Below are 20,055 nucleotides of genomic sequence, written 5' to 3'. Positions count from 1 at the left end.
GTGCTGGCAAGGTCGTGGCGCAGGTCTAACTCATACGTGCCGGTGAGGGTCTCGACCACCGCATCGTCTATCGCCTGTACACTGACCGTCTGCGGCGTATTCCAGTTGGCCGGTGTAAAGGTCAAGGTGAGGGTTGGCTGGCCGTTGAGCAACACTTGGCCGCTGCTGGGCACGAGCGGCGAGACGGCGCTGACGATGTCAGGCGTGATGGTCACGGTCACATTGGCAAGGGGTCGCGTGGCGAGGCGCGCGGTGTAGTTCACCGCCGGGCCACCCTCGGCCACCGTCAGGCTGGTGGGGGTGAGGATGAGATCCGCGACATCATTCTCTTGCACGGTGACGCGGAGTAGCCGGTCGGCGAGGCCGTTGTACACCGGGTCGCCGGTGCTGGCAAGGTCGTGGCGCAGGTCTAACTCATACGTGCCGGTGAGGGTCTCGACCACCGCATCGTCTATCGCCTGCACACTGACCGTCTGCGGCGTATTCCAGTTGGCCGGCGTGAAGGTCAAGCTCAGGGTCGGCTGGCCGTTGAGCAACACTTGGCCGCTGCTGGGCACCAACGGCGAGACGGCGCTGACGATGTCAGGCGTGATGGTCACGGTCACATTGGCAAGTGGTCGCGTGGCGAGGCGCGCGGTGTAGTTCACCGCCGGGCCACCCTCGGCCACCGTCAGGCTGGTGGGGGTGAGAATCAGGTTAGCGAAATCATTCTCGATGATCGTCACTGGTAATAACACCGGCGGCAGCGAATTATAAATCTCATCGCTAACGCTACTCGCGGTATGGCGCAGGTGGACGAGATATGTGGTTGCAGAATCGAACGTTTCGTCAACCTGATCGTCAATCACCTGCACAGTAACCGATTGCGGCGTATTCCAGTTGGCCGGTGTAAAGGTCAAGGTGAGGGTTGGCTGGCCGTTGAGCAACACTTGTCCGCTACCGGTAATCAGTGGTGAAGCTGGTGCGACGATTTCCGGTGTGATCTGTATTGTCACCGGCGCAATGGGCTGGCTGTTGAGGCGGACAGTATACGTATCGGTATCTCCCTCAGTGAGGGTCAGGTTACTCGATGACAGAACAATACCGGCCAGATCATTATCGATGACAGTGACATCCACATTCGCAGTTAGCCCATTGTAAAAAATATCGGTGCTACTGGCGACGTGGGCAATCTGCACGACCGTACTAATTCCCTCATCGATTAAATCATCGACGGCGCGGACCGTAACGGTTTGAACAACATTCCAATTTGCCGGTGTAAAGACCAACGTGATCGGAGCCGGCGTGGTTTGTCCATTGAGGAGTACTTGCACAGATGGGGTGATCGTAAGAGTAACATTCGCGGTAGGTTGGGTTGCCAGTCGTACCTGATACGTTGTTTCTGGACCACCTTCAGCGACCGTTATACTGAATGGTAAGGCAATAATGTTGGCGGTATCATTATCGGCGATCCGCACTGCCAGTGGAGACAAACTCAGACCTTGATAGAACGGATCGGTACTGGTACTCGTGTGGAACACTGTACCAGTATGTGGCGATGGTTCGGCCACCTGATCATCAATCGCTTGTACGATAACTGTCTGTGGCGTATCCCACGTAGCAGGCGTAAAGGTCAGCGTCGTCGGGTTCGTGGTCACCTGTACACCGCTAAGCGTAATAGTCACCGGGGCAATTGGCCGACTGCTCAAGCGGATGGTATACGTTCCATCAGGGCCACCTTCGCCGATATCGATCCGTGTCGGTTGCAAGACAATTCCTGCCTGATCGTTATCTTGCACCGTGATCGTATGCGCAGTTGGCTCACCAAGTATTGCATCGACTGGTGCGGTAAGGCGAATAACGATTGTTTCGTCTAGTTCAACTTGAGGATCATCGCTAAGCGGAACTAATAGGCGAACCGATCGAACACCGGCAGGTATCACGATTGTCCCATTGCGCAGTCCATGATCGGTGAGGTCTGCCGTACCGGTGACAGTATACGACACCCGCGCATCGACAGCCGAAATACGGCTTAGGCTAACGGTAATCGCAACGATTCCGTCTCCCTCCTCAGCAGTACTAGAAGCACCGGTAAAGCTTACTTCTGGGGGCAAGCTCGTATCGATAATGGTGACAGTGGCCGTACTGGGCAAGCCAATAAAACCACCCTCAGGATTGAATAAGCGTAACGTGAACGTTTCCGCCGGTTCATAGAGATCGTCAGCAATCATCGGGACGGTAAACATCTTTTGGCGCTCACCGACAGCGAACGTTAGTTGACCGGTGGTAGTTGTATAGTCACTGCCGGCTACGGCACTACCATTCACCGTCTCGTAGCGCACCCGTACCGTTTGCTCTGCAGGGGCGCCCAGTTGCACGGTTACGGTTAGCGTACCGGCATTTTCATTAACGCTCAGGTTTGCGTTGGCGAAGAAAAAGATCGATTCGCCTGGGCGCGGCGTTGGCGTACTCGTCGGTTGTGGTGTAGCAGTGTGGGTGGGAGTAGCGGTTAAAACCGGCGTAGCACTCCGGGTAGGAGTTGCCGTCATCGACGGTGTAGCTGTCCGCGTCGGTGTCGCCGTGGCAGATGGCCGTAGTAGCGGTGATGTTGGCGATGGCGGTGGTGGCGATGGCGATGGTGTTTCTACCGTAGGAATAGTCGTTGGAGTCAGCGTTGCCGTCGGAATAGGCGTTGCGGTACGAAGCGGCGTCGCAGTGCGTATTGGTGTTGCCGTTGGTAGCACCGGCGGCGTTGCGGTTGGCGTCGCCGTTGGGGTTGGCGTCGCCGTTGGGGTTGGCGTCGCCGTTGGGGTTGGCGTCGCCGTTGGGGTTGGCGTCGCCGTGGGCACCTCGATAACTATCACCGGCGGTACTTCTTCCTCAGGTTCTGGTTCGGTACCGGGGGTACTGATCGGGGTTGGCGTCTCGTTAGGAGAAGCGATCGCTTCAGGATTCAGCGGAGGCAATTGCGGTCCACCGCTCCACAGGCTATAGTCAACCCGTCCACTGTTGCTAACATCACCGCGAAACCACTCCATGCGTGGCGCAACCTGATCGATCATCAGGTTGGCAACACAGGAGATCAGCAGAAACAGTAGCAACAGCGACGCGAGGAACAACCATAGCTGAGGTTGTTGTAGGCGCTCTCGGTCAAGCAGCCGATTCCACGCGGGCTGCCGGTTTTTCAGGACTGGCGGAATCATCGGCGTATCGCAAGGTAAAGAAAAATGTACTGCCCTGTCCCGGCGCGCTCTCTACTCCAATCGTGCCGCCTAAGCGTTCGACAAGCTGCTTAGCGATCGCTAAGCCAAGCCCGATCCCACGTTCGCTCGAGTTAATCCCTTCACTGGTACCTTCACCGCGAATAAAGCGCTCAAAGATCTGTTCGTGCATATGGGGCGGAATACCACGACCCGTATCGCTCACTTCGATCCGCATCATATCAGGTTGCGGAATGGCACGAATCGTAATGGTACCGGCACTTGTGTAGCGACGTGCATTATCGAGCAATTGGATCATAATAGTTCGCACATGATCAATATCGGCCAACACCGCGGGTAGCTTCTTGGGAATAGCGATTTCGAGCTGCAATCCTTTCGCCTTGATCTGTGATTGCACTTGCCAAACCGCATCTTCGATCGGGCGTCGCACTTCGATTGGTTCTAAATTGGATTTGAGCGAACCAGAGTCGAGATTAGCAATGGTAATAACATTACTAATCAAGTTAGTCATATTATTCGCGTGCAACCGGATAGACTCGACAAAACTCTTTTGCTCTTCGTCGAGTGGACCGGCTAGCCCTCGCAGCAGCAGATCGGCATTACCACGAATCACCGTCAAAGGCGTGCGCAACTCATGCGAAATTGTACCAATGAAGTTCGTCTTTGCTCGGTCGACCATCACCTCCTCTGTGAGATCCTGTAAGACGGCCACATAGCCGAGCAACGTACCGTTTTCTTCCTTCACCGGAGCAACCGAGAGGCGAATAAATGCATCACCGAGCGCAAAGAGATCTTGCGCTCGTTGGTCACCAAAACCGGGAATACCTTCTTGCAGCGGTTGTAACGGCAGATCGCTCAGCCGTTTGGGAATGGGATTGTCGTCGGCCAACCCTAGTAAACGACGGGTAGCACGATTAATCGACCGAATCTCGCCATGAATGTCGGTAAAGATGATACCGTCGGTAATACTCTCAACAATGGCCGCACGCTGACCGGCTTCGGCGCGGACTTGGGCCAGCAGCTCGATCAGATATTCGGTCATGCGATTAAAATTATGGGCCAACACGCCGATCTCATTTTGGGTGGCCGTACTTAACTGAACCCGCCGCTGGAGATCACCGTTCACGATGGCATTTGCGGTATTGGTCAACTCTTCTAGTGGTCGGGTAATGCGTCTGGCGACCCATAGACCGAGGATAGCAATCCCGGCGCCCAGACCAAGGGTGATCATCAGCAACACCGGGCTAATATCTGCCCACGTCGTCAGGACCTCTTCACGTGCGCGGGCAGTTGCGAGGATGCCAACGCGACTACCGCGAATAGTGAACGGGACATAGGCAAATTGATACTCAGTACCATTGACGGTTTGAACGGTAAAGAGAGTCTGTCCAAACGGATCGGGATTAGCCTTAATGCGCACCACCTGATCGGCGTTTAGGGTGAGTGTTGGTGTGATATTTCCGAAGGTGCCGGTAATAACCTTACCGTTTTGGTCGTAGATAACTATGCCATCGAGACGGGCTTGTTGCACAATCGTAGTAAGTAATCCATCAAACCGGATCGCGACGATTAACCCGCCCACCACTTCGGTATCAACCCGAACAGGAGCAATCGTGGCAAGGTAGAGCGTTTGGGTATTGCTAAATTGGATCAAACCGGCGTATTTATCGCCGCGCGAATCGGACTCGCCGTTGAGGACTTTCGGTGTAAACCACGCACCACTCAGATCGAACGAATCGTGGGTAATATAGGTATCAGATGCCTGCGGCGGTCGCTCAAAATCGGCGATAGTGCGACCATCACGGCCAAAGGCAATCAGTCGATCAAGGCGGACATCACTCCGGCGTGTACCTTGCAGGAAGAATGGTTCAAGCGCGGTCCGCAAGCCAGCGACATCATTCGTGCGAAACGCCTCGGCGACGGCCGGTGCACCGATACTATCGTTGCGCTGAGCAAAAGCAACTTCGCGTAAAAAATCAAGATTGGCTTGTTCTTGAGCAAGAAATGCGTCGCTAACGGTACGAGTGGCGGCAGCCAACTCATTGTCAAAGCGATCTTGTTGCTGACGGGCGATAAAAAATGCGACGATCGACAGCCCTACCACTGCGACTACGATCGCAAGGATAAGGAAGGGGCCGATAATCTGATACTTGAGTTGCGTGCGCAACTCGCCAATCAGCCGTCGCATGACAGATCTCCTACTTGGAAGGTAACCGGTCAGCAATGATACGAATGGATACGAATGTGCGTTCCTAATTATTCTAGAGTATCACTGAGACTGAGATCGTTGACCGCATACCTTACCGTTTACCGATAGTATAAGACAGGTTGTGGTCATCGCGAATACATATTTGATGGCAAACAGTTAACAGTTTATTTATGATGAAAGGTGACATCATTTCTCCATAGGCGCTGGCGAGTAAATGATGAGCAAGCTGTAATCCTTTGATAAGTGTTACCATACCGACAACGACTAATCGCCAACAGCCATGCTATAATGCCGGTGTACATGTTGTTTCATCATTTATTCACCCCTGTACGGACGTTATGCAGGTACGTTTTCTCGGCACCGGTACCTCGATGGGCGTTCCCGTTATCGGCTGCAATTGCCCGATCTGCACCTCATCCGATCCACGTCACCACCGTTTGCGTACTTCGGCGCTTGTTCGCAGTCATGGTCTCACCATTTTAATTGACGCCGGACCAGACTTTCGGTTGCAGGCGCTTGCTGCCGGGTTATGTCGGATCGATGCAGTCCTGCTTACCCATGCCCATTTCGATCATGTGGCCGGTCTCGATGATTTACGGCCGCTTTGTCTACGCCAAGGAACGGTGCCGATCTACGGTAGCCCGCAAACACTCGCCGATGTGCGTCGACGTTTCGCCTACGCATTTGATGAGAGTTCGTCAGGTTCGTCACGTCCGGCAATTACGCTACATCCGGTTGAAGCGCCATTCCAGCTTGGCGCGCTGACCATCGTACCGATCGCAATTCCTCACGGCACGTGGACGATTACCGCCTACCGCATCGGCCCATTAGGGTATGTTACCGATGCGAGTGCAGTACCACCGGATGCGGTCACTACCCTACGAGGGGTGCAGGTGTTGGTACTAAATGCCTTGCGTGTTGAACCGCACCCAACCCATCTCTCGATTGCCGAAGCGGCGGAAGTGGCAACAGCCATAGGCGCACCTCGTACCTTTCTCGTTCACATGACCCATACCGTCGATTATCGGGCTGACTACGGGTTACCGCCTGAGGTGACATTTGCCTACGATGGCCTTGAGGTCGAAATCGAAACACCGTCGAGTTGCCCATGATCCGTTTTGCCATCGATGCCCGTCTCAATGCGTACCGGCAGGGTGGTATTGCTCATTACACGCAGAGCCTCGTGCGAGCTATGGCGCCACTGCTGGCCGATGAGGAAGAGCTGCTCGTCCTTGAACACGTCCGTGCGCGTATGCCACCGGTAGATGGTCTACGGCGTAGTCGGTTGCTCACGCCGCCTCACCATCGGTTTGAGCAACTCAGTTTGCCGGTAGAAGTGTGGTTACGCCGACCGATGCTCTTGCATAGCCCCGATTTTATACCACCGCTCGTACATGCATGGCGGACGGTCATCACGATCCACGATCTGGCGTTCCTCTATTTTCCCGAGATCCTCGACCGTGCTGCTCGGCGGTATTATGGCCGTATCTATCAGGCAGTAGCCGGTGCCGATGCGATTATTGCGGTGTCACAGGCGACTCGTGATGATATTGTCGAACGACTAGGTGTGCCACCGGAGCGAGTAACGGTCATTTATGAGGCAGCCGATGATGATTTTCGACCTTTGACTATACCCGCCGGTACGGCCCGCATCATCGACGGTCAAACATTAATCGCCGACACGTTTCTGCTCTTCGTCAGTACCATCGAGCCGCGAAAAAACATCCCCACCTTGCTGCAAGCGTTACGGATCTGTTGCGATCGGCGCCCATCGGCGGGCTACCGGCTGGTTTTGGCCGGTGCGCGTGGTTGGCTTGATGAACCGATTTTGGCGCAGATCGGTGAGTTAGGTTTGAGTGATCGGGTAATCCGCATCGGCTTTGTGGGCAGGGAGGATCTACGCTGGCTGTATGCTGCTTGTCGAATCTATCTCAATCCATCGCGATACGAAGGATTTGGCTTGCCGGCGCTCGAGGCATTGGCCTGCGGAGCACCGGCCATTGTGTCTGACACCAGCAGCCTACCGGAGGTCGTCGGTGATGCAGCATGGTTAGCGCCACCACTCGACCCCTTGGCTTGGGCCGATCTTATCGAGCAGCTCTGGCACGATGAGGCAGCACGGGCCGACCTCAGCAGCCGCGGCCCGCGACAGGCAGCCCGTTTCTCGTGGCAGACAACCGCGCAACAGACCCTGGCGCTTTACCGGCGATGTATCAGGCATCACGAGTGAGGCTCATCCAGACCGTTGCGAAGCAACGGATGGAGATGCGTTGCCGCCAACCACGCTTCAATCCCAACCGGCGGTGCAATCCCTCGTTCAGAAATAATACCGGTGAGGAGATCGAGCGGCGTGCGGTCACAGTACGCTGTATGTACAGTAATACCTGGTGGTACTTCGGTCCACAACTGCTTGATCGACTGGATTGATTGAGTCGGCAAACGATACCCCGATGGTAAAAGCTTTTCGCTCGAACAGAGCGTATAGATGGGGACACCGGCAGCTTGTGCGGCGAGTGCCAGAGGATAGGTACCGACGCGATTGATCAACCCGTCGCTACTAATGAGATCTGCACCGACCAGCACAAGATTGCATTGTGCGACCTGCGTCGCTGCTGAGGCATCGGCGATTAACGTCGTATGAATGCCACTGGCGGCCAGCTCGCCGGCCAGCATGCGCCCTTCGCCGAGTGGGCGGCTCTCGGTGCAAATCACGCGCGGTCGTCGTCCGGCGCGGTGGGCATGGCGCAAAGCAGCGCGAACCGTCGTACTACGCCCGATGGTCAAAATCCGCGCTTCCTCACCGATTAACCGCAGCGTCGTTTCCGCGATGGCTGCTTCGTGGACGTGCAAGCGACGGCGAAAATCGTTGGTCGTCTCGTCAACCAGCCGGATTGCGCTTTCACTATCTCCCGCCTCTTCAAGTCGCCAGAGTAAACTGTTGACGAGATTCACCAGCGGTGCCACCGTCGGATGACTACGCATCAATGCCCGCCCGACGGTCAGCACCTCGTGTTGTACATCAACGCGACCGCTCATCGGCCGACTGCGGACAGCGCGGGCCAACACCTCAGCGCATTTTTTAGCAATCTCCACCGCACCTGAGACCGTATCGGCCGCAATCGCGGCAACGGACTGGGCGATAAATGGATCCATGGTTATTCCTGTGCCAGTATTCAAGCCATGGCTCAGGCCGGCCTCATTGCCGGCTTACCCTCCACTGGGTTGATCTTACCATAGCATATGTTAGACGTGTTCGGATGAATTGATCATTCGTTTGGGAGGGAGATTACGCAACAGTTCGGTCAGTTGGAGAATGGAGAAAGGCTTACTCAGGAGCCGATCTTGCAATTGCTCTTTCTGCTGCGGTTTGAGAGAATTGAGTGTATCGCCACTGATGAAAATGATCCGCTCGGCAAGATGCGGATGGATCTGACTAATCGCATCTTTGAGTTCAAAACCGCTCTTCCTCGGCATGCGGACATCGGTAATGACGAGATCGTATGGATGAAGGGCTAATTCGTTCAGTGCCGTATCGACATCACCGACAGTCGTTACCTCGTGGCCGAGTTCTTTGAGTAGACGGTCTAGCATCTGGCGGACCGACTCTTCATCATCAACGACCAGTACGCGCTGCAACGGGCCGCTCTCGGTCAGCTCCGGTGGTGGTGGTTCTTCTAGTATCTCATCGTGGGTTTCGATCAGTGGCAAGCGAATAAAGATCCGAGTCCCTACACCTTCACGGCTTTCAGCCCAGATCTGGCCTTGATGCTCTTTGATAATTCCGTAACAGATTGAGAGGCCTAAACCGGTACCCTGACCAACCGGTTTCGTGGTAAAAAACGGATTAAAGATTTTATCGAGATACTGAGCCGGGATACCGATGCCGGTATCAGCGACGACAATCTCAATTTGGGGACCATCGGTCGTATCACAGAGGGCAGTGCGGATGGTCAGCGTACCCCCACCACGTTCGATCATTGCTTGGCGGGCATTCGTAATCAGGTTCAGGAGCACCTGTTGCAACTGATGAGGGTCGGCTACCGTCTTGGGCAACTGCGGATCGAGTTCGAGTTGCACGGTAATATTATCGACCCGTAGTTGATAGACTTGCAAGGCCAACGCACGCTGGACCACATCGTTAATTTGCACAACCGACCGTTCTGGCTTATGCTCGCGGGCAAACATCAGCAGGTTGCGCACGATCCGACCGGCCCGATCAGCCTGCTGATGGATTTGTTCGAGATCGCTACGGGTATCTTCATCGAGGGCACGTTTACGCAACAACAACTGGGCATAGCCCGAGATACTGGTGAGGGGGTTATTCAGCTCATGCGCTACACCAGCGACCAACTGGCCCAACGCCGAAAGTTTATCTGACTGGATCAATTGTTGTTCAAGACGCCGTCGTTCGGTGAGATCGCGACCGATACACGCAATCATCACCTGATCATCAACTGCGAGGCGTTGGGCACTCATCTCGACAATGGCGAATTCGTTGGAGGGGCGTTGAAATGAGACGGTGAAGGGTAGCGATTGCTGACCGGCAGTCACTCGTTGTAGAGCTTGGGCGATGGTTGGCCATTCTGTCGGCAGGCACCACCGTTGCAAGGGCTGACCGATCAACTCATCGAGCGTGACATTCAGAATCTGGGCGCCGCTCTGATTACTACTCACGATACGCCAATCGGTATCGAGCATCAGTATCATATCGGAGGCATTGGCAAAGATAGTGCGATAACGAGCCTCACTACTGCGGACTGCTTGATAAAGGCGTGCATTTTCAATGGCGATAGCCGCGTAATCGGCCAATGCAGAGAGGAGCGATTGATCACTTTCGCTAAATGCTCGACCGGTGCGCCGATTATTGACGGCCAACACGCCGATCACCCGATCGCCAAGCTGCAACGGTACCTGTAATGTCGCTTGGACGGTGACGGACGGCATAATCGTGATCGGCTCGCCGGTAACGGCGCCACTCAGACGTAACGCTTTACCGCTGCGTATCACCTGCCCAGCCAGTGCAGTGTTCAGACGGAGATTATCAGGTGGTTGGACCGCAAGATTACGCCATGCGCGGAGGAGTAAGCGATCCTCCTGTGCGGCGCGTTCAAACAAGATGCCTTCCTCTGCTTGAGTCACATAGACTGCCGCTTCAACAATCCGATCTAACAACTGGCGTTGATCCATCAACGTGGTGACCGATTTACCGACACGGGTCAAGACGGTCAATTCCTGTACACGTTGTTGCAAAAGCGACAGGAGCCGGTCGCGTTCACGTTGCAACCGGCGTTCACGTAATGCCTGATCGATAACCTCACGGGCTTCGGCATCCGAAAACGGTTTGATCAAGTAGTTGCGGGCACCGAGACGAAACGCTTCAACGGCGATCATCTCAGAGCCGTGCGCAGTCATAAGAATAACCGGGACATCAATACCTTCTTGTGTTAAGATACGCAAGAAGTCAAGCCCGTTCATATCGGGCAATTGCAGATCGAGTAAGATGAGATCAGGCTGGCGTGCTCGTAACCGATCCAGACCACTCTTACCGGTCAGAGCGATCGTGGCTCGGTATCCCAACTCAGGGAGAACACTACTGGCCAACATGCGGCCAACTTGTTCACTATCATCAATAACAAGGATCTCTTCCATAATGGAGAGCCCAATCTGTATTCTAGGAAGGAAGTTGCTGGGGTTGTTGACGGCAGTGTCTTGCCAGCTCTATTGTAGAATTGTACACGTAAGCGCCATCAGCTGCAACATGTAAAGGATAACCATGGATGTGGATACGCGGCGAGTGGTAACGACCCTGGGCGACATCAATGTCGATCTCGGTTTTATGTTGCCGCACTTTCCCCGCGAAGGTGATGACAACCCAGCCACGACGGTACATTGGGGTGGAGGTGGTTCTGGATTAAATATGGCCGTTGCCGTGGGCCGGTTAGGGGCGACACCATATGTAATCGGTCGGGTTGGGAATGATCTCGCCGGATCATTTGTGTTGCAAACTGCGCGTGCGCATGGAGTACAGGTGAGTGCGGTGCAGGTCGATCCGGTTGCAGCAACCGGCCTGTGCGGAATTGTTGTCACCCCGAATGGTCAGCGAAGTTTTATGAGTTTTCGGGGGGCAAATATCTATTGTGACGCTTCGACGGTCACGTCGTCCCTTATCCGGTCGAGTCGTATCCTGTTGGTAGGAGCCCATGCACTGCTTGATGATCCGCAGCGATCGGCTGCATTGCACGCAATGGAGCTAGCGATTGAGCAGGGATGTGCGATTGCGCTTGATCTCTGCTTGCCGGCAGTACGGATGGCACGACGCTTGATCGTGCGACTCCTACCGCAGTTGTGGTTGCTCACGATGAATGAAGATGAGTTACGAGCACTGTTGCCGGGACAAAACATACCTCAGGCAATCGATAGCCTGATAGGATCGGGGGTGCGCCATGTAGCGATCAAGCGAGGTGCACAGGGGTGTAGTGTTGCCAGTGTTGATGGTGGGCGGCTCGATGTGTTACCGCCGGCAGTAACCGTAGTAGATACAACAGCCTGTGGTGATGCGTTCAGTGCCGCCTACGCTTGGGCATTGGCGCACGGGCTTGATCTCTCGGAGAGTGCTACCATTGCCAATCTGATGGGGGCATTAACGGCAACACGCCACGGAGCAGTTGAAGCCATTCCTAAGAGTGACGACATTCGCAGTCGGCTCAGTACGGCGATCAACGAACGACTTTGGCCGGCTAATAGGTGAGGAAGAGGAGATACGCAATGCCGCCGCTTTGGAAAGAACAGCTCGACCGGTTGCGTCTGCGCGATTTACGCGAGATCTTTCGTACCGCAAAACCGGTGATTGGGATGGTGCATTGTTGGCCGTTGCCCGGCGCACCCGGTTACACCGGTTATGGAATGCAGACAATTATCGATCATGCAATTCGCGATGCCGAAGCCTTGGCTGAAGGTGGCTGCGATGGTTTGATCGTCGAAAATATGTGGGATATTCCCTTCCGCGCCGGCCCCCACGTACAACCTGAAAGTATTGCCGCCCAGGCTGTGGTGGCGTATGCCGTTCGGCAGGCAGTGCCAGAGTTACCGCTAGGGCTTAATCTGGTGCATAATGGTGGCGTAGCGCTTTTGGCAATGGCCATTGCGGCCGGCGCCAGCTTCATTCGCGTTTGTATGTTTACCGGCGCTGGAGTGTGGGATGCCGGAAGTTGGGATGAAGGTTGTGCAGCCGATCTGATGCGTCGTCGCAAGGAGTTACACGCCGAATCGATCAAGATCTTTGCCGATGTTGATAAAAAACATTCAGTGCGCTTTCCCGGCATCGATCTGGCGACACATATCGAATGGACGCGCTTTTTTGGCGCCGATGCGCTGATCATTTCTGGCCGGATGACCGGCGATGCGCCCGATTTAGCGAAGGTTGAGCAAGCACGGTCGTTAGCCGGCGATACGCCGATCTTACTCGGTAGCGGTACGAATGAGCAGAACATTGCTGCCTTTATGCGCATTGCCAATGGCGTGATTGTGGGGAGTAGTATTAAACAAGATGGCGAAATTACGAATCCCGTCGATGTCAATCGGGTGCGACGATTTGTGATGGCAGCCCGGAGCGCTGATTAGTACTTTTAGGTTACTTGAAAATAGTACCAGGTTGACCCTGTAATAGGACTATCACGCTATTGTGGACAGACCGGGCAGCGGGTATAGTTATTCCTGGACGGTGCGTTGAAGTTGATATTTGATTAGCCGTCCAACGTCCAGACTGCTAAAACGACTTTACGAGAGTACAACTGCCATCGAACCAACGTCACAGCTAGCATCTGACCTTCATCGTAGCCGACATCGCAGCACCGATCTTTCCCGCAGTTGATCGTATTGTTGTAGAAGCCTTCATCTTACAGTACGTTGTTAAGTAACTTCCATCAGCAGTCTGAACTACCTCAACACCCCGCCGTTGCGCGGGGTGTTGATTTTTATCGGCGAGGTGCAAGGAGAACGGTATGACGGTTGTATTGGCCGCAACCCATCATGATCCGGATGGACGGCTCTATCCGCAGATGGTACGAGTCTTTCCGACGTTGCAGCAGTATTTCGACGGTATCGCGATTTTGTTGACGCCAACGAGTGCTACCGAGACCCAGGCATGGTTGGCCCGATCCGAGGTGGCACTGCATGTTGCACCATCGGATGCGCCGATTGGCCATCGCCATCTTGGTCGGTGGCGGCGGGGGGCAGTGCAGACGGCGTTAACGACCTTTGCCAACGCAGAGTGGCTCCTTTTCTGCGATCTTGATCGTGTCTTGCATTGGGCCGAGTACTGGCCGGATGAGTTGGCAGTGACGTTAGCTGCGCTACCGGAGGCTGATCTGACAGTACTGGGACGGACAGCGCGTGCGTTCTATAGTCATCCGCGGGCACAGGTGCTACCGGAGACGATTGTGAATGAGGTCTTTGCCCGCATGACGGGTTTGACGTGGGATGTAATGGCGGCGGCACGCGGTTTGTCACGGCGGGCAGCCGATCTGATCGTTACGGCCAGCCGCGATGATAGTATTGGCGCCGATTGCACGTGGTTGCTGTTAGCGCAGCGAGCCGGTTTGCAGCTTGCGTATCGGGAAACGGAGGGCTTAGAATTCGAGACCCTCGATCGGTATCAAGATGAAGTCACCACCTTGGGAGGGCCACAAGCGTGGCTAGATCGCTTTGATGCCAACCTCAATAACTGGTTGCTACGCCTTGAACTTACCTACACAGTGGTAGAGTCATGTCGGCAGCAGATGAACGAATAAGTTGGGGAAGGAAAGCGAACAGGAAGGAACAAGTTAGCCGCTTGTCCCTTCCTGTTTGTGCTTGTAGGTGGTATACCGAATCGGAGACAACGCTAGCGATACGGTCGAATCGCGCCGACAAAACGGCTCGTCCAATACGCACCCCAAATACTTGAGATTTGGACACCGTAGGCAGGCGTCATCGCATGCACCATTTGACCACCGCCGATATAGATCGCGACGTGGGTAATCCCACGGCCACCACCGGTATTGGCGAAGAACATCAGGTCACCGGGAGCCAGATTATTTAGATTACCAATCACAGCACCGTATCGAGAGTTGAACTGGGAGGCAGCGGTACGCGGTAGGTTAACGCCAAACTGGCGATAGACGTACCACGTGAGGCCACTACAATCGAAACCGGTACGTGGACTAGCACCGCCCCAGACATAGCGATACCCGACAAACTGCACTGCGTAGCTGGCAACATCACCGCTGGCCGGAATATTCACCGGACCGCTATTAGCCAGGCGAGCACGGTTGGGAAGGGGGGGGATATCGTTTGTATAGGGCACGCGGCGAGCGGCCATCGGTGTCACGCTCAACAACTCCGAATAGATCCATGCTCGCGTCCCGTTGCTTAGCTCAACGCGGTACCAATCGTTGTGGCGAGCCAGCAGCTTCAATTCAGCGCCGGCATTGATCGAGCCAATCCGTTCGTATGCAGAACCGGGACCTTTGCGGAGATTAACCGAGTTTTCGAGTACAGACCCGACAAGCGGTGGGTTAGGATCGGGGATCGATGACGCGACCGGCACTCGTTCGATCACACCGGGAGCGATGTTGAGAAACTCAGAGGTTACCCATCCGTAGATACCACCGGTCTCGATAAGGAACCAGCCGTTATACTGTTCGACCAGGTTCAACTCTTCACCGGCGGTCAACCGTTTCATACTGACATAATTCGTGCCGGGGCCATCACGCAGATTAAGGCCGTCTTCACGCACGATTGCCACCTTGGGTGGGGGTGGAGGGGGAATAGTGGATTCGTCTACCGGTTTGAGGTTGTAGAAGATCGCTTCCGGCAAATCGACCAGCTCGGCGGCGATCCAGCGCAAAGTAGGATCGTCGGTAGTGCGGAACTGAAGCCACTCGTTATGCCGACCAACAACTTCAATGGTGGTACCACCATTCAGCCGGGCGATGTCGTCGTAGGCAAGACCGGGGCCATTACGTACTTTGGCTACGTCGGCGGTAACGGTGGCCGGCACAATGAGCGGAGCATTGATTTCACTGCGCGAGAGGATCGTGAGTGGTACCGGTAACGACTCATCGGTAGCGAGGGGTAGATCGCCGACTACCGCACCGGTGCGTGTTTGGTCGAGGTTAATCGGGCCGAGCATGATGAGCGGAACGTCTCCGTCGGGTGCCACAGGTGCAGCAGTGGGTTGGACGGGGATCGGCTTCACCGGGCGTAGTGGCAATTGCCCTAACAGGAGAGCGACCGGTAGAAAGAAGGTAATTACCGCATGGAAAAGATAGCGGGAAGGAAGTCGGTTCAGTTGTTGTTGGATATCTAAGGAGGTACGAACAAAGGCGACGATTGTAGCAAACGGTCGCGAGCGTTGTCGGTGTCTACTCCGATGATGAACAGCGCGTTGACGTAAGCGTTGTAGTTCAAGGGGTAGTAGATCACCAGATCGATCGTGTTGCAGCTCAATCATGGAGCGTCTTTCCTCTTTCTGTCTGCCAACCGGGTCAGCCTAGATTGCATCGCCAAGCGATTAACACGGTCATGGTGAAGCTGAGGTTGGCAGGCTTGGAAGCGAAGCAGACGTTGGGGAGACAATATCAGCGTGCTATCAGTCGTGCTTCAGCTTCTTGCCGGCGTTCACACTGTGTTTGAATCAAATCGTTAGTCACAGCGTCTCGTCGCAAAAGTAGAAAAATAGTAATACAAGTTGCGCCGTTTGTCAATCTTCAACCGATACATGAGGCGATTCATGCGTTGGAATGCGCCACGAGAAGACCTTGCCACCTTCGTTGAACCGATCCTATGTTAAGTGTTTTGAAATGAATATGAGCGTATACCGTCATCTGAGCGACAGCATATCGCATTGCGGCATATTGCGTGTCGAAGCGACCGTATGCAGATTGCTGAGCAACATCTGATAACCGTTATCAGGATGCACGCCAAAATAACAGCATCCGCCAATAGAGTAAGGCAGCAGTCACCCGTTCGGACAGAGTCGGAGCAGTGCCACTATCAAGTGCGGCGACGGCGAAGCCCATTGTTTGTGCCTGGCGAACGAACATCAGGCGATGACTAAACGGCGCAGCAATCATTAGTCGGCGCAAACCGGCAGTGTGCGCGGTCGATAGCAACTGATCGGTGTCGTCCAGTATCCGCAACCGATCATGTGACACACCACGGCGGCTCAGCTCAATGACCAACGCTTCGGTGTTGGGACCGGCCAGATACGCGACTGGTATCGCACCAGTATTGAGAAGATCGGCAAGCTGGGTACTCACTTCGACGGTAGGTGACTCTGTAGCGACAACCAGTACGGCATCGGCGCTGAGCGGGAAGGGTTCGGCAAGTGGCCGATCCACTACCCACAGCGTAATTGCAGCGATAATGACGATACCACCGAGGAGCCAACGGAAGGCAGAGCGAAGCGATTGGAGCCAGAAGTTGTGTGTCTTCATACTTGTTCGGCTGCGTCGACTAAGCTAGCAATGAGATTCTGCACCGATTGGATTGTAAACGGTTTGGCGAGTATCGCGTTGACACCGTACCGCTGCATATCAGCCGGATCAACCTGTTCGCTCCAGCCGGTCACCAGAACGATCCGAACCGTTGTATCGATCTGTCGCACCTGTGAGGCCAATTCCCAGCCTGACATACCGGGCATGCCGAGATCGGTACAGATAATCGCGTACCGACCGGGCCGATACTGGGCAAGCGCTTCTTCGCCCGAAGTAGCTTCGACGACCCGATGACCTTGGCGCTCGAGAATGCGGGTCAGTACTTGCCGCACCGCCGTTTCATCATCAACCACTAAAATATGCAGCGGCATCATAGGTGACGGTTGTGATGATGAGGTGGGTAGTTCTGGTGGTTGTCCTACCGGCAACCAAATCTGGAACATCGTACCTTTACCGGGTTCGCTTTCGAGCGTAATCCGTCCACCATGCTGTTGCACGATACCACGGACAATCGCCAGTCCCATTCCGGTACCGTGCACACCCTTGGTCGAAAAGAAGGGTGCAAAGATCCGTTCGTGGAGGGCGGGATCGATCCCGACACCATTATCTTGGATTATCAACAGCACACCGGCTGCGCCGAACACCTCAGGAGGTGCAGGAGTAGTACGGATCGTTATCGTCCCACCATTCGGTAGTGCATCGATAGCATTTAACACGAGATTAATGATCAATTCGCGTAATGCAGGAGCGTCACCGGTAATTATTGGCAACGCTTTCAGGTCGGTACGCACCTCGATCACAATCCCACGACTCTGTACTTCGTCGCGCCAACGGGGGCGAGTCAGCGCCAGACTCTCTTCGACCACTTGGTTAAGATCAACGGCACCCTGCGGAGTCGATTGGCTGGTTTGAGCAAATCCTTGCAGACGTTTAATTGTAGCTGCGCCATCGATCGCTGCTAACTCAATTGCCCATAACCCCTCTTGCAATCGTGGATCGTGGTACTCGTTGAGCAATAACTGAACGTGACCAAGAATGCTCGCCAGTAAGTTATTGAAATCATGTGCTACACCACTAGATAACTCACCAAGCGCCCGTAATCGGTCACGTTCGATCAACTGTTCACGGGCGCGCTGGAGTTCGGCGTCGTGTTGAAGGTTAGCGATGGTGACACCGATCAGATGAGCCATTGCCGTCACCAAGTCGAGGTCACTTTGAGCAAACACCCCGCGAACATCGCTTTCGATGGTGATGACGCCGAATACACGCTCGTCAACCAAAATCGGGACGATCATTTCAGCCGCAGTAGCCGGCAGAAAGGGATGGCAGACATAGCGTTCGTCGCGGAGGACATCGTTGACGATTGCCGGTTGGGCATGGCGAATGACCCAACCGCTGATACCGACATCACACGGCAAGGGGGGAAAGACCTGTTCACTCGATTGGCAGTGCATCAGGCAACCATGGGCAGCACGCACGACGAGCTGATCATGCTCAATGCCACTAATGAGTACTTGATAGTACCCGAAGGTACGGTGAAGCAATTGGGTAGCTTCATCGAGCAATTGATCGATATCACGTATGGCGCCGATACGGACGGTGAACTGTTGCAGAACCTGAAATTGGCTGGCCCGTTCTTGTGCCTCACGGAGAAGACGAACGTTATTGATGACGACGGCAACCTGTTCGCCAAACATCTGTGCCGTACCGACATCTTCGGCAGTGAAGGCATTGGGTGTCCATTTATCAATCGTTAAAAAGCCAATTGTGGTCTGATCAACCCGCAGTGGCACACCGATCCAGGAACGGATGATCTCGCTATCGGGTACCTTCTGCCAACCGGGTAATTGCTGTACGTCAGAATAATACCGTGCCGTACCGAGTTGACGCAGCTCATAAATCGTTGAACCCGGTCCGGCGAAGAGCGTTACTTGATCGACCGGAGTACGCAGACCACGCTGGGCAATGAGTCGGACATACTCATCGTCATGCACAACGAAGACACAAGCCGAGTCGAACGGGATAAATCGTTGCAATTCGGCCAGGATCTGATCAAGCACGCTGGCCTGATCGATGCGTGCGTTGGTCAGTGCCACGAGACGGTGCAGCGCTTCGGCGCGAGCATGTGCGCGCTGCTCGAAAGCGCGCTGGCGGGCACGCATCAATTGATTGGCCGCAAAAGTAAGCAGGTTAGTATCCTCTTTGCTCCAATAGCGACCCGGTTGGTTGACTACTAACCATGCCGGTAATCCATCGAAACGTAGATCGGTGATCAGCGCGCCTTCATTGCGCCAGCAGTTTAGGTCATCGTAGTGAACGTTGTGACCGGCGTGATCAAGAAGGTTCCCATCATACGTGGTGCTAATAAGGAGAGGTTCGACTCCAAGGACGACGGCTAATTCGGCCAAGATCAACGTTTCGGCTTGGGTCGATTCGGTGCTATGGGCCAATATTCGTTCGCGTGCCGTGGCGTAACGCAGGATCTGGACCTTTGTAGCGTTATCGATAGCGATGGCAGCCTGATCGGCGAAAATAGAAATCGTTTCGATAACTTCTTGGCTAAACGGTGTGACGACACTGTAGCGAGATAGGCTAAGCGCACCGACGCACTGCTCGCGAACGATCAGGGGGATAGAGAGAATGATAGCCGGATGGCGTTCGAGTTTGGGTACGTAGCGAGGATCATGAAGTGGGTCGGTAATTTGGAGGATTTGACGATAGGCAACTGACCAACCGGCAATGCCTTCACCGACCCGCAAACGAAAGATACGTTCATGCTCAGAACGGTCTTCAAGCCCAAGAATAGCAGCGCTTGTCAACCACTCGCCTTGCTCATCGAGCAGCCAGATAGTCACAACATCGGCTCCGCTTAGATCACGGGTGGCGACTAATACACGCTGTAACACATCCGGCAGTTCGAGCCATGAAAGAACTGCCTTACTGAGTGCAAGAATAGTGGCGATCGGTGAGGTGACGGCAGATTGGTCAGATGGTAAGTCTTGGTTCGTCATGACTTTATTATACACTCCCGGTGTTACCAATAGCATATACTGGTGGATACTTTTGGAAATACTGCAAATTTTTTGCGAATCGCGCAACTTTTGCCCTCTTTCTACGGTTTACTACATGCAACGGCAATTGAATAGTCAATTTGAGCACAGAGGAGGGC

At 54.5% G+C, this 20,055-nt stretch carries 12 protein-coding genes; 5 read left to right on the top strand and 7 right to left on the bottom strand.

Annotated features, from left to right (window positions below; all coding sequences use genetic code 11):
- Together AC01ZF_RS02275 and AC01ZF_RS02270 are read right to left on the bottom strand one after the other, a co-directional pair.
- The coding region (locus AC01ZF_RS02275) for a Calx-beta domain-containing protein (RefSeq protein WP_476575076.1) at positions 1–3,017 on the bottom strand (3,017 nt) is incomplete at its 3' end.
- A 112-nt stretch (positions 3,018–3,129) separates the two neighbouring features.
- Positions 3,130–5,388 carry an ATP-binding protein gene (locus AC01ZF_RS02270; RefSeq protein ID WP_424675334.1) on the bottom strand — a complete coding sequence of 753 codons (2,259 nt, stop codon included), beginning with the start codon at positions 5,386–5,388 and terminating at the stop codon, positions 3,130–3,132.
- Between the two features lie 359 nt (positions 5,389–5,747).
- Here AC01ZF_RS02270 and AC01ZF_RS02265 point away from each other — a divergent pair, with 359 nt between their 5' ends.
- Positions 5,748–6,521 carry an MBL fold metallo-hydrolase gene (locus AC01ZF_RS02265; protein ID WP_428111931.1) on the top strand — a complete coding sequence of 258 codons (774 nt, stop codon included), beginning with the start codon at positions 5,748–5,750 and terminating at the stop codon, positions 6,519–6,521.
- Positions 6,518–7,639, top strand: a complete 1,122-nt coding sequence (locus AC01ZF_RS02260; RefSeq protein ID WP_424675332.1) for a glycosyltransferase family 4 protein — start codon at positions 6,518–6,520, stop codon at positions 7,637–7,639. Before AC01ZF_RS02265 ends, AC01ZF_RS02260 begins: the two co-directional genes overlap by 4 nt.
- Here the strand turns inward: AC01ZF_RS02260 and AC01ZF_RS02255 are convergent.
- On the bottom strand, positions 7,630–8,562 hold the full coding sequence (locus tag AC01ZF_RS02255) for an eIF2B alpha/beta/delta subunit family protein (protein WP_424675331.1): 933 nt from the start codon (positions 8,560–8,562) through the stop codon (positions 7,630–7,632). The genes AC01ZF_RS02260 and AC01ZF_RS02255 overlap by 10 nt on opposite strands.
- Before the next feature lie 90 nt (positions 8,563–8,652).
- Positions 8,653–11,058 carry a hybrid sensor histidine kinase/response regulator gene (locus AC01ZF_RS02250; RefSeq protein ID WP_424675330.1) on the bottom strand — a complete coding sequence of 802 codons (2,406 nt, stop codon included), beginning with the start codon at positions 11,056–11,058 and terminating at the stop codon, positions 8,653–8,655.
- Between the two features lie 124 nt (positions 11,059–11,182).
- Between AC01ZF_RS02250 and AC01ZF_RS02245 the strand changes: the two genes are divergently transcribed.
- The 3 genes from AC01ZF_RS02245 to AC01ZF_RS02235 all read left to right on the top strand — a co-directional run bounded on the left by AC01ZF_RS02245 (position 11,183) and on the right by AC01ZF_RS02235 (position 14,198).
- The gene (locus AC01ZF_RS02245; protein ID WP_424675329.1) at positions 11,183–12,157 is read left to right on the top strand and encodes a carbohydrate kinase family protein; all 975 of its coding nucleotides are present in this window, start codon (positions 11,183–11,185) and stop codon (positions 12,155–12,157) included.
- Between the two features lie 17 nt (positions 12,158–12,174).
- Positions 12,175–13,029 (top strand): BtpA/SgcQ family protein, encoded by an 855-nt coding sequence (locus AC01ZF_RS02240; RefSeq protein WP_428111938.1) that lies wholly within the window; start codon positions 12,175–12,177, stop codon positions 13,027–13,029.
- Positions 13,030–13,409: 380 nt separating this feature from the next.
- Entirely contained in the window at positions 13,410–14,198 is a 789-nt protein-coding gene (locus AC01ZF_RS02235) for a hypothetical protein (protein ID WP_428111941.1), read from the top strand.
- Between the two features lie 92 nt (positions 14,199–14,290).
- Here the strand turns inward: AC01ZF_RS02235 and AC01ZF_RS02230 are convergent, their stop codons facing one another.
- The 3 genes from AC01ZF_RS02230 to AC01ZF_RS02220 form a co-directional block, all read right to left on the bottom strand.
- Positions 14,291–15,901 (bottom strand): C40 family peptidase, encoded by a 1,611-nt coding sequence (locus AC01ZF_RS02230; RefSeq protein WP_428131100.1) that lies wholly within the window; start codon positions 15,899–15,901, stop codon positions 14,291–14,293.
- A 457-nt stretch (positions 15,902–16,358) separates the two neighbouring features.
- On the bottom strand, positions 16,359–16,886 hold the full coding sequence (locus AC01ZF_RS02225; RefSeq protein ID WP_424675325.1) for a hypothetical protein: 528 nt from the start codon (positions 16,884–16,886) through the stop codon (positions 16,359–16,361).
- The gene (locus AC01ZF_RS02220; RefSeq protein ID WP_428111945.1) at positions 16,883–19,897 is read right to left on the bottom strand and encodes a GAF domain-containing protein; all 3,015 of its coding nucleotides are present in this window, start codon (positions 19,895–19,897) and stop codon (positions 16,883–16,885) included. Before AC01ZF_RS02220 ends, AC01ZF_RS02225 begins: the two co-directional genes overlap by 4 nt.
- Positions 19,898–20,055 lie beyond the last annotated feature (158 nt).

The organism is Chloroflexus sp. (genome assembly GCF_056331925.1).
The sequence above is the reverse complement of the archived record's forward strand: the minus strand, read 5'-3'. Positions and strand labels throughout refer to the sequence as shown.

Bases quoted from the DNA above. Each gene is read 5' to 3' on its own strand.
- AC01ZF_RS02250 (WP_424675330.1), bottom strand. From the start codon at position 11,058: ATGGAAGAGATCCTTGTTATTGATGATAGTGAACAAGTTGGCCGCATG.
- AC01ZF_RS02230 (WP_428131100.1), bottom strand. From the start codon at position 15,901: ATGATTGAGCTGCAACACGATCGATCTGGTGATCTACTACCCCTTGAA.
- AC01ZF_RS02220 (WP_428111945.1), bottom strand. From the start codon at position 19,897: ATGACGAACCAAGACTTACCATCTGACCAATCTGCCGTCACCTCACCG.
- AC01ZF_RS02270 (WP_424675334.1), bottom strand. From the start codon at position 5,388: ATGCGACGGCTGATTGGCGAGTTGCGCACGCAACTCAAGTATCAGATT.
- AC01ZF_RS02255 (WP_424675331.1), bottom strand. From the start codon at position 8,562: ATGGATCCATTTATCGCCCAGTCCGTTGCCGCGATTGCGGCCGATACG.
- AC01ZF_RS02245 (WP_424675329.1), top strand. From the start codon at position 11,183: ATGGATGTGGATACGCGGCGAGTGGTAACGACCCTGGGCGACATCAAT.
- AC01ZF_RS02235 (WP_428111941.1), top strand. From the start codon at position 13,410: ATGACGGTTGTATTGGCCGCAACCCATCATGATCCGGATGGACGGCTC.
- AC01ZF_RS02225 (WP_424675325.1), bottom strand. From the start codon at position 16,886: ATGAAGACACACAACTTCTGGCTCCAATCGCTTCGCTCTGCCTTCCGT.
- AC01ZF_RS02260 (WP_424675332.1), top strand. From the start codon at position 6,518: ATGATCCGTTTTGCCATCGATGCCCGTCTCAATGCGTACCGGCAGGGT.
- AC01ZF_RS02240 (WP_428111938.1), top strand. From the start codon at position 12,175: ATGCCGCCGCTTTGGAAAGAACAGCTCGACCGGTTGCGTCTGCGCGAT.
- AC01ZF_RS02265 (WP_428111931.1), top strand. From the start codon at position 5,748: ATGCAGGTACGTTTTCTCGGCACCGGTACCTCGATGGGCGTTCCCGTT.